General features: G+C 66.2%; 12 protein-coding genes and 2 pseudogenes. 10 read left to right on the plus strand and 4 right to left on the minus strand.

What is annotated here, in order from left to right:
* Positions 1 to 142 (minus strand): annotated as a pseudogene (locus tag EN781_RS15680) (dihydroxyacetone kinase subunit DhaK); the annotation flags it as partial.
* On the opposite strand from EN781_RS15680, the pseudogene EN781_RS15685 reads away from it, so the two are divergent.
* The 9 genes and pseudogenes from EN781_RS15685 to EN781_RS15725 form a co-directional block, all read left to right on the plus strand.
* Positions 118 to 978: pseudogene (locus EN781_RS15685) on the plus strand (DAK2 domain-containing protein); the annotation flags it as partial. The pseudogenes EN781_RS15680 and EN781_RS15685 sit on opposite strands and share 25 nt — an antisense overlap.
* Positions 979 to 988: 10 nt before the next feature.
* Positions 989 to 1,588 carry a dihydroxyacetone kinase subunit DhaL gene (gene dhaL / locus EN781_RS15690; RefSeq protein WP_126056832.1) on the plus strand — a complete coding sequence of 200 codons (600 nt, stop codon included), beginning with the start codon at positions 989 to 991 and terminating at the stop codon, positions 1,586 to 1,588.
* Positions 1,588 to 1,977: a dihydroxyacetone kinase phosphoryl donor subunit DhaM gene (gene dhaM, locus EN781_RS15695; RefSeq protein WP_126056833.1), complete on the plus strand. Its 390-nt coding sequence runs from the start codon at positions 1,588 to 1,590 to the stop codon at positions 1,975 to 1,977. The genes dhaL and dhaM overlap by 1 nt, the downstream gene beginning before the upstream one ends.
* A gap of 20 nt (positions 1,978 to 1,997) precedes the next feature.
* Positions 1,998 to 2,300, plus strand: a complete 303-nt coding sequence (locus tag EN781_RS15700) for an HPr family phosphocarrier protein (protein ID WP_126056834.1) — start codon at positions 1,998 to 2,000, stop codon at positions 2,298 to 2,300.
* Positions 2,301 to 2,341: 41 nt separating this feature from the next.
* Complete coding sequence (ptsP, locus tag EN781_RS15705) at positions 2,342 to 3,916, plus strand: phosphoenolpyruvate--protein phosphotransferase (protein ID WP_126056835.1); 1,575 nt, start codon at positions 2,342 to 2,344, stop codon at positions 3,914 to 3,916.
* A gap of 14 nt (positions 3,917 to 3,930) precedes the next feature.
* Positions 3,931 to 4,353: a hypothetical protein gene (locus EN781_RS15710; protein ID WP_126056836.1), complete on the plus strand. Its 423-nt coding sequence runs from the start codon at positions 3,931 to 3,933 to the stop codon at positions 4,351 to 4,353.
* A gap of 82 nt (positions 4,354 to 4,435) precedes the next feature.
* Positions 4,436 to 5,422, plus strand: coding sequence for a dihydroxyacetone kinase subunit DhaK (dhaK, locus tag EN781_RS15715; protein WP_126056837.1), 987 nt, complete (start codon positions 4,436 to 4,438; stop codon positions 5,420 to 5,422).
* A 124-nt stretch (positions 5,423 to 5,546) separates the two neighbouring features.
* Positions 5,547 to 6,566: a nucleotidyltransferase family protein gene (locus tag EN781_RS15720; RefSeq protein WP_126056838.1), complete on the plus strand. Its 1,020-nt coding sequence runs from the start codon at positions 5,547 to 5,549 to the stop codon at positions 6,564 to 6,566.
* Entirely contained in the window at positions 6,559 to 7,575 is a 1,017-nt protein-coding gene (locus tag EN781_RS15725) for a formyltransferase family protein (RefSeq protein ID WP_126056839.1), read from the plus strand. Before EN781_RS15720 ends, EN781_RS15725 begins: the two co-directional genes overlap by 8 nt.
* Before the next feature lies 1 nt (position 7,576).
* On the opposite strand, the gene EN781_RS15730 is transcribed toward EN781_RS15725, so the two are convergent.
* Genes EN781_RS15730 through EN781_RS15740 form a run of 3 tightly spaced genes read right to left on the minus strand, consistent with a single transcriptional unit; the run spans position 7,577 to position 9,272 of the window.
* Positions 7,577 to 8,545, minus strand: a complete 969-nt coding sequence (locus EN781_RS15730; protein ID WP_126056840.1) for a serine kinase — start codon at positions 8,543 to 8,545, stop codon at positions 7,577 to 7,579.
* Between the two features lie 8 nt (positions 8,546 to 8,553).
* The gene (locus tag EN781_RS15735) at positions 8,554 to 8,988 is read right to left on the minus strand and encodes a lasso peptide biosynthesis B2 protein (protein WP_189347601.1); all 435 of its coding nucleotides are present in this window, start codon (positions 8,986 to 8,988) and stop codon (positions 8,554 to 8,556) included.
* On the minus strand, positions 8,985 to 9,272 hold the full coding sequence (locus EN781_RS15740) for a PqqD family protein (protein ID WP_126056841.1): 288 nt from the start codon (positions 9,270 to 9,272) through the stop codon (positions 8,985 to 8,987). Before EN781_RS15740 ends, EN781_RS15735 begins: the two co-directional genes overlap by 4 nt.
* Before the next feature lie 52 nt (positions 9,273 to 9,324).
* Between EN781_RS15740 and EN781_RS15745 the strand changes: the two genes are divergently transcribed.
* A complete protein-coding gene (locus tag EN781_RS15745) occupies positions 9,325 to 9,573 on the plus strand; it encodes a hypothetical protein (RefSeq protein WP_126056842.1) in 249 nt (82 codons plus the stop codon).
* Positions 9,574 to 9,786: the final 213 nt, after the last annotated feature.

Here is a 9,786-nt window from a genome sequence, read left to right on the forward strand (position 1 = left end):
CCGGCTCGCCATGGATGCCGAGCCCGAGCTCGCCATCGTCGGCGCCGAAGCGATCCTCATGCGCCTGACCGGGGATCGAGCAGGAAGAGAGCGAGATGCCGAGCGAAAAAATGTCCTTTGCCGCCGCTCGAAATGTCGCTGATCGCCAATGCGGTGCTCGCCTCGCCGCTGGCGAAGGCGGTGACGCTGACGGTGGGTCCCGGCCATCTGATGACCGCGCTCAACATGAACGGCTTCTCGCTGTCGCTGATCAGGCTGGATGCCGAACGCGAGGCGGCGCTGCTGGCGCCGGTCGGTCCGCACGCCTGGCTGCCGACGAAGCCGGTTCGCCAGCCGGTCGTCGTGGCGGCGGCCAAGCCGGCGGTTCACGCCACCGCGAAGGCGGCGAGCCGCGACACCGCCGCCGAGCGGTTGATCACCGTCGTTTGCGAGAAGCTGATCTCGCTGGAGGAGCCCTTGAACGGGCTAGACGCCAAGGCCGGCGACGGCGATACCGGGTCGACGGTGGCGACCGGCGCGCGCAGCGTCCTCGAGCGTCTCGACACGCTGCCGCTTGCCGACCGGGCTGCAACGCTGGCGGCAATCGGCGATACGCTGGGGACCGCGATGGGCGGTTCGAGCGGTGTACTTTTGTCGATCTTCTTCACCGCCGCGGCGCAGAATTTGGGTTTTGGCGCGGCTCTGCCCAAGGCGCTGCTCGCCGGCCTCGACCGGATGACCTTCTACGGCGGCGCAAAGGTCGGTGACCGCACCATGGTCGACGCGCTGGAGCCGGCGCTCAAGGCGCTCGATACAGGCGGGCTGGAAGCAGCCGCGACGGCCGCGCGGCATGGAGCGGAGGCCACCGCCGCGATGCAGAAAGCGAAGGCCGGGCGCTCCGCCTATATCGGCCGCCAGCTTGACGGCGTCGCCGATCCAGGCGCATTCGCGGTGGCGGAAGTGTTTGTGGCCGTGGCGGCCATGTTCGCCCCGGCATGAAGGACAGAGAATGGCCGCATCCGATTTCTCCAACTTGATCGTGGCGGCGGCGGACACGATCGCGGCGCATGCCGAGGAACTGACCGGGCTCGACCAGGCGATCGGCGACGGCGACCACGGGCTGAACATGAAGCGCGGCTTCGAGGCGGTGCGGGCCGACGCCGAGGCGATCGCCGCGAAGCCCTTGCCGGACGCTTTGAAGGCGATCGGCACCAAGCTGGTGATGACCGTGGGCGGGGCCTCTGGCCCGTTGTTCGGCACGCTGTTCATGGCGCTCGGCAAGGAACTGCCGGGCACGCCTGACCGCGCCGCGCTGACGGCAGCGCTTGGCAGGGCGATCGAGGCGGTCGCGGCGCGGGGCAAATCGCAACCTGGACAAAAGACCATGCTGGACGTGCTGCAGCCGGTGTATGAGGCGCTGGCGCAAGGCAAGACAGGCACGGAAATCGCCGATGCCGCCGATCACGCGGCTGACGCGACTGTGCCGATGAAGGCCCTGCGCGGGCGCGCCTCCTTCCTGGGCGATCGCTCGATCGGGCATATGGACGCTGGGGCACGCTCGACCGCGCTTCTGGTACGCGCAGTCGCTGAAACCGTCGAGGACCGCTGATGAGCAACGTTGGTATCGTCATCGTCTCGCATTCGCCGCTGGTCGCCGAAGGCACCGCAGACATGGTGCGCCAGATGGTCGGCGACGAAGTGCCGCTTGCATGGTGCGGCGGAAACGGCCATGGCGGGCTCGGCACCAGTGTCGAGGCGATCATGGGCGCCATCGACAAGGCCTGGTCGGAGGCGGGCGTCGCCATCCTCGTCGATCTCGGCGGCGCCGAGACCAACAGCGAGATGGCGGTCGAAATGATCGGCGAACCGCGCTCGCACAGGATTGTTGTGTGCAACGCGCCGATCGTCGAGGGCGCGGTCATGGCGGCGACGGAAGCCTCCGGCGGCGCCTCGCTCAAGGAAGTGGTGGCGACGGCGCATGAACTTTCGCCGTCGTGAATGAACGGGAACCCGACCGCATGTCCGCATCCGCCGAAGCCATGGTCCTGATCACCCACGATGTGGGTCTGCACGCGCGCCCTTCGGTGAAGTTCACCAAGCTCGCCAAGTCGTTCGCGGCCGAGGTGGAAGTGGCCTTGGCCGCCAACGGTCCCTGGTTCGACGCCAAGAGCATCGTCAAGGTCATGGCGGCCAAGGCGCCTAAGGGAACGCTGCTGTACATCCGCGCCAGGGGCGACGGCGCGAGCGAAGCTGTCGAAGCGCTGGTCGATCTCGTGCAGCGTGATTTCGACGAGGAAGCGGACCATGCCCGGTCCGCTTGAGACGGACTCGCATGCGGCCGGAACCGCAAGGAACGCGGGCCATGCGGATTGAGGGTGTTCCAGCCTCCACGGGCTATGCCGAAGGGCCGCTGTTCGATCTCGACCGGCCGCCTGCCGCCTACACAAGCAAGTCGAGCGCGGCGGAGGAGATTGCGGCGCTGGAGACCGCGATCGGCAAGGCGGTAAGCCGGCTCAGCGCAATGATCGAAACCGCCGACGGCGATGCCGCCGGCATCCTGGAATTCCATATCGCCATGCTGCAGGACCATGCGCTGAGCGCGCCGGCCTTCGCCTCGATCGGCTCCGGCCAGGCCGCCGATGTCGCATGGCGGGCGGCGCTCGACGCCGAAATCGCCGGCTACGACGCGTCAGACCAGGACTATTTCCGCGCACGCGCCGCTGATCTGCGCGACATACGCGACCAGGTCCTGCGTGCGCTGAGCGAGGACGGGGAACCCACGGCACCCCTCGGCGCCATCTTCCATGGAGAGGACATCGCGCCGACGCGCTTCCTCGAAATCGACTGGAGCGCCGGTGGCGGCATCGCGCTCAGGGCCGGCAGCACCGCCAGCCATGTCGCCATGCTGGCGCGTGCGCGCGGCGTGCCAATGGTGGTCGGGCTCGGCACCTTCCCGGCCAGCCTCGCAGGCATGGCGTTGCTCGATGCCGAGCACGGCGGGATGGTGCTCTCGCCCTCACCGGCCGAGATCTACGCCTTCCGGCAATCATCGTCCTCCTTCGCCGCGCGCCTGGGCGCGGCGCAGTCTTTCCTGACCCGGCCGGCGGTGACCAAGGCGGGAACCGCCGTGCGCGTGCAGGTCAACATCGCCAACCCTTCCGACGTCGATGGCATCGACATCTCGACCTGCGACGGCGTCGGGCTGATGCGGACGGAGTTCCTGTTCGGCAAGGCGCTGCCGGACGAGGAGACGCAGTATCATGCCTACTGCAAGGTGCTGGAATGGGCAGGCGACAAGCCGGTGACCATCCGCACCGTCGACGCCGGCGGCGACAAGCCGGTTGCCGGCTTCACCGTCGAGGAGACCAACCCCTTTCTCGGCCTGCGCGGCATCCGGCTGTCGCTCAAGCGGCGCGACATTTTCCGGGTGCAGATCAGGGCATTGCTGCGCGCCGCCATCCACGGCAATCTAAAGGTCATGTTTCCGATGATCGCCACGCCCGAGGAATACAGCCAGGCCGCCGCGCTGTTCACGGAGGAGCAGGCGAGCCTTGCCGCGCGCGGCGTCGCGCACACGATGCCGCCGCTCGGCATCATGGTCGAGGTGCCTTCTGTGGCGATTGCGCCGGAAGCTTTCGCAAACGTCGCCTTCTTCTCGATCGGCTCCAACGACCTGACGCAATATGTGATGGCGGCGGCCCGAGACAATGCCGCCGTCACCTACCTCAACTCGGTTCGGCATCCGGCGGTTCTTAGGTTGTTAGAAGCGGTGGTGCGCTTCGGACGGGAGAAGGGGATTCCGGTGAGCCTGTGCGGCGATGCGGGCGGCGATCCGGCCGCCATTCCGGCACTGATCGAGGCAGGCCTGCGCGACCTTTCGGTCGCCCCAGCACAACTCGCCATGGCCAAGGCGGCCATCGCTGAAGTCCCGGTCTAGGCGGCGTGGCGAAGATGGAGAAGCTACCCGAAGCGAACTCCGAAGAGGCGATCCGCGCCTACAAGACGATCCTGTCGCTGGTTATCGACCAGCGGCCGTCCGGTATGCGACAGCGGCTCGCCGATGCGCTCGGCAAGCATCGCAGCTTCGTCACACAGATCTCCAGCCCGGCCTATTCGATCCCGATCCCCTCAAAACATTTGCCGGCTATCTTTTCCGTGTGTCATTTCAGCCCGGCCGAGCGCGACCAGTTCCTCGCCGCCTATCATCAGGCGCATCCCGGCAAGATGTCGGCGGCTTCCGGGCCGCGCAAGACACGCCATGTCTCGCTCATCGTGCCGGATTTCGGCGACGACAAGCAGAATGCGGCACTCGACCGGGCGATCAACGAATTCATCCAGAAGATCACCAGCATCGCCGGCAAGGGCAGCGGCTAAACTGAGCAATTCCAGGAAAAGTGTGCCGCGGTTTTCCGTTCGGAATTGCGTACAAATTCGAGACTGTTCCGGGAGGACAGCCATGAAGAAATTCATCAACGCAGTAGACACGGTGCTGACCGAGAGCCTTGACGGCTTCGTCGCCGCCCATTCGGATATCCTTATGCTGGGCGATGACCACAAATTCGTCCGCCGCAAGGTGCTGAAGCCCGGCAAGGTGGCGCTGATCTCGGGCGGCGGCTCCGGCCACGAGCCGCTGCATGGCGGGCTGGTCGGTCACGGCATGCTGGACGCCGCCTGCCCCGGCCAGGTGTTCACCTCGCCGACACCCGACCAGATGATTGCCGCCGTGCAGGCCGTCGACACCGGCGCCGGCTGCCTGTTCATCGTCAAGAACTACGAAGGCGACGTGATGAATTTCGACATGGCTGCAGAAATGTCGGAGGGCGTCATGCAGGTGGTGACCAATGACGACGTCGCGGTCGAGAACTCGTCCTACACCACCGGCCGGCGCGGCGTCGCCGGCACGCTGGTGGTGGAGAAGATGGTCGGCGCGGCGGCCGAGCAAGGCATGGCGCTGAACGAGCTCAAGGCGCTCGGCGAACGCGTCAACGGCGCGACGCGCTCGATGGGCGTGGCGCTGACCAGTTGCACGGTGCCGGCGGCGGGCAGGCCCACCTTCGAAATGGGTGACGGCGAGATGGAGTTCGGTGTCGGCATCCATGGCGAGCCCGGAAGGCGGCGCGACGCGCTGAAGAGCGCCGATGCCATCGCCGAGGAGGTTTGCACAGCCATCGCCGGCGACCTCGGCGAGCGGGCAAAAGGGCCGGCGCTGCTCTTCGTCAACGGCTTCGGCGGCACGCCGTCGATGGAGCTCTATCTGATGTACAACAGCGCCCGCAAAATCTTCGGGAAGAGCGGCGTGACGGTGACCCGCTCGCTGGTCGGCTCCTACGTGACATCGCTCGACATGGCCGGCTGCTCGATCACGCTGACCCTGCTCGACGACGAGATGACGGCATTGTGGGACGCGCCGGTGCACACGGCGGCGCTACGCTGGGGACTTTAACGCTGGGTTTCTGCCCTCGCCAGATCAAATCCCAGTCGAAGCTGTTGCTGCGCTGGCTTCCCAGGCGCTTTTCTGCAACCTTGTCGCAACATTGTTTTCCAATGCGCAAACACCGACCGGGTTGATGCTGCCACCACTTGCGCCCGCCGACGAGAAACTGCTGCTCACCTATGCTGACCCCGAGGCAGAGCTGGCCGTAGCTTCCACGGCAAGAAGCCTGTTGGCGCTGCTCGACAATGCCGAGTTCCACGGCGTGCTGCCGATCATGCTGCGCAAACTGCGGGAAACAGGCGATGCGCATCTGCCCCAGGATGCTGACCTGCAAGCGAGATTGGCCGAACTGCGCGAGGCATCGACGCTGGTCACCGGCCAGTCCATGCTGCTGCAATATCATGGCGAGCGCATCATGAAGGCGCTTGCGGCGAAGGCCATTCCGGCTCGGATCGTCAAGGGGCCGGTGTTCGCGCGCAAGCTCTACAAACATGTCTCGGACCGGCCCTTCACCGACATCGACATCCTGGTCGAGCCAGCCAGCATCAACGAGGCCAACCGGGTGATCGCCGCCTCCGGCTTCGAGCTCTGCAGCGGCGAAGCCCATTCGCACGACCTGCAGGAGTTCAAATGGCTGGAGAAGGAGAATTCCAGCCTGCTGATCGAGCTGCACGGCAATCTGGTTCATGATTCCGGCATGCGGCGGCGGCTGTCGCTGGGTTTTCGCGACTTGCAGGCCATCGACGGCGACGGAACCGACACGCCGGCGGCGCTGCTGACCATCGCCATCGTGCATGCGGCCGGTGGACACAAGTTCCACCGGCTGCAGCTCTGTGTCGACGTGCTGCAAGGCGTGCGGGCGTTGCAGTCGGCGGCGGCCGAAGCGCGGCTGCTGGATGCCGCGCGCATGACCGGCATCGAGCTCGAACTGGCGACTGTGCTCGACGTGACCGGCAGGCTTTTCGACGAGGCGCGCGCCCTCGACCTTGCCAACCGGGTCAAGCCCGACCTCGGCATCCGGCTCGCCAGGCGACTGATTACCCGCGAGACGCTGCTCGGCGTCAATTCAAGGGACAAGATGCGCTCGCGGCTGCGCCGCGACGCGTTCCGCTGGATCCAGCGGCTAGCGAGGCCGAGGCCGTATCGTGGCTGATCACACAGCAGCCCCGGACAGACCCATCTCGGCCGTCTTCATCATCGAAATAACGCCGATCACGGCCCCGATGCTCGCCGGCTGGCTGGAGAAAGGCCATCACATCGCCGCGCTTGTCGTGCCTGGTCCGCGGCCCGGCAAACAGTCGAGCTTCAGCACCTGGCGGCGGCGGCGCAAACGCAAGCTCGTGCTGAAGCGGCATCTTATCCCCACCGAGGTGCCGCTGATCGAATTCAGCCGCCCGTACGACTGGGCCGCGCTTGGCCAGCGCCTTGCCGGCTTCCACGCCGATGTCCTCATCACGTTCGGGTTTCTCACGCTTATTCCCGAGACCTTGCTGAAGCTGTTCGCGAAAGGCGGACTGAACCTGCATCCGGCGCTGCTGCCCAACTACAAGGGCCCGCATCCGATCGCGCGGCTCGTCGTCGACGAGCAGTATGAGGCGCATGGCGGGGTGAGCCTGCACAAGATGACGTCGGGCTTCGACGAGGGCGACATCCTGGCGCAGATCGCATTCTCTCCTGGCGATTGGCACTCGACGGCGACGCTGTCGCGGGCACTGGCCAGCGGGATGAAATTGCTGGTGGCGGAGGCCGCGCCCGATCACTGCGCCGGCAGGCTCGAAGGCGTGCGGCAGCCGGAAGGGAACTTCACCTGGGCGCAACTCGGCCGCAAGCCGGTGGTGGTCGGCAGTCAATGGTCGAGCGCCCATATTGCCAGGATCTGGCGCGTGGTCGGGCGTGGCGTTGCGCTCCATGTGCCGATAAACGGGAAGCTGGCCCGGCTGGCGTACCCCATCCGCAGGCTCGGCCCGGCGACTGGCGAACCGCCGGCAAGGCGGTGGGGGATGATCGAATTCGATTGTGCCGACGGCCGCATCGCGCATCTTGCCTATAATGGTTTCGCGCGTCAGCTGACGCGCTGGCAGCGCGCGTTCGGCCGACTGCGGCTCGGGCAGAAGTCCTTCGAAATGCGCCGCTTTGGCGAGCGCGCCGAAGGCCCGCGGTGAATCAGGCGAGCGCCAGCGCGGACCGGATCAACCGCGCCGCATCGGCAGGTCGCGCGCCGACCTCCAGGGTAAAGGTCGGCACCGTCGTGACCAGTTTGGCGATCGTCGCCAGTCGGTGTTTTTGCAGTGGCAGCAGGCCGGTCATGCCGGTCCTGACGTTGTCGGCGGCCAGCGCGACCATGGCGTCGGTCCTGGCCATGGGATTGAGCCTGCTCTCGCCGTCGGCCGAGCGGGCAAGGTGAAGCAGCGCCGAGACCGGCCTGGCGACCACGCTTTCGACGCGCAGGATCTGGCCGAGGCGCTCGAGCGACACGGCCTGTTCGCCATTGCGGTCCCACGACGGGCCGAGGCAGGGCGAGACGAGAGGGACAAGTTCGGCTGTCTTGCGGTGGATCTTCACATGGCGAGGCAAGCCCCAGGCCGCGGCTTTGTCCGGCGCCACATCGAGGATCATGGAATCGTCCGCGCAGAGGCCGAAGCCTTGCGAAGCCAGCGCCAGCGAGGTCGTGGTCTTGCCGGTGCCGCTCGGGGCGTGGATAAGGACCACGGCGTCGCTCCCCGGCAGCGTCAGGCCGGCGGTGTGCAGCATATACTGCCCACCCGCGTCGAGCGCGGCATCAAGCACCAGCATCCACGCCGTCCAGGTGATCCTGACACCGGGGCGCGTGCGGATTTCGGCCCGGCGCTCGCCGGCACGGATGGAAAGCGTCTGGCGGCCGGGAAACACCAGGTGAAGGACGTCGCCGCCATCGATCATCCGGCAATGGCCGTCCTCGGGCACCTCGCCGTCGAAGGCGAGCGTCCCCTCGGGCGTCTCGGAAAGCGATTGCGTCTCGATGATGTCGATGCGAAAGCCGGCTTCGACGGGTTCGGCGGCGCTCAGGCCCGCGAGCATCCTATCGAGATCGCGCCAGAGCTCGGCGCGTTCGGCCGAAATGGCGACGATCTGGCCGTTAAGGGCGTAGCTCATGGACGCGGTCAAGCGGCACGCGCCTTTCCAGATTCGGCATGATGGCGATAGATCTCCACCATGCCGGGGAGGCTATCGCTTACCACCGGCCGGCCATCGAGACAGACCCAGCAATGCGCCGACAGGCGCGGCGCGTGCATCGACTGCGGATCGACACCAAAGCGCAGGTCCGGGTCGAAGCCAGCGAGACGCAGGAAGCGATGGGCGAGCAGGCCCTCCCTCAGGCATCTTCGATCACGCATCAGCCAGGGATGCCTGACCGCACGGTTGACGCTGGCGACGATGTAGGAGGACGGCAGGCCGCGATAGGGTGTCGGCGATGTCAGCGGCGCCCATTTCAACATCGCTTCGAAATCGCGCTTGCCGACGAGGGCCGGCATCAGCCGCGCGCTGATCCACAGATGGGCGCGAAACAACACCCGCAGCAGCCCGTAAGCCATCATGCACCCGGGTCGGCTAGGATACCTTCCGCCACCAGCTCAGCGGCAAGCGCCGCCATGTCCTGGTCGAGCATGGCCTTGTCGACCTCGAACTCGTCGGACAGCAGATCGACAATCTGGTCGAGGCTGCGGGCGCCGTCGACCTTATCGAGAAAGGCTTCAGTAGTGCCGTTGCAAGTATAGAGCTGGCCGCTGCGCGCCAGAAGCACGACCGCACCATCACCGACATGCTGCACCGATGCATCGTCGGCCAGCCGCAGAACCATTCCAGATGCGATTTCAGCCATGGGGCCTCCAGTCCATGCAAGAATGCTGGAGAGCCATTAGCGCGGCAGGACGATGCTGTCCATCGTCCTGACCGCCCAGGCGACGACGGGCTTCGGCCCGACTGGTGCGGGAAATCACCCGCGTGAAGTCTGCGTCGCGGCGGTCACGGCGGATAGTTTCTCGCGCTTGCTCGATACCGGCTTTTCGCAGGCCTTCTTCACGGCAATCTCCCGGAACCATCGATGGCCGCAGATGACAGTTGACGCCATTGCCCGGCAAGCTGACGAAAACGGGGGGTGTTGCCTTCTTTCCCTTAAGTAAGCTATGGAATCGCCGGCGTCTGGGGAGAGGGTGACGAGTATGCGTTACAATTGGGATCGCGCGCCGACGGCATTCGAACGCCACCGGAAGGCTCTTGCGGCTGCGATATTGATCGCCGGCGGGGTCGGGTTGATGCTCGCGGCCTTGCCGCTTTAAACCGGCAAACAGTGCGGACAGGCAGGGACGGGGCCGTGGCACCCCCCGCCGGGGTTG

The organism is Mesorhizobium sp. M4A.F.Ca.ET.090.04.2.1 (genome assembly GCF_003999085.1).
Lineage (GTDB): Bacteria > Pseudomonadota > Alphaproteobacteria > Rhizobiales > Rhizobiaceae > Mesorhizobium.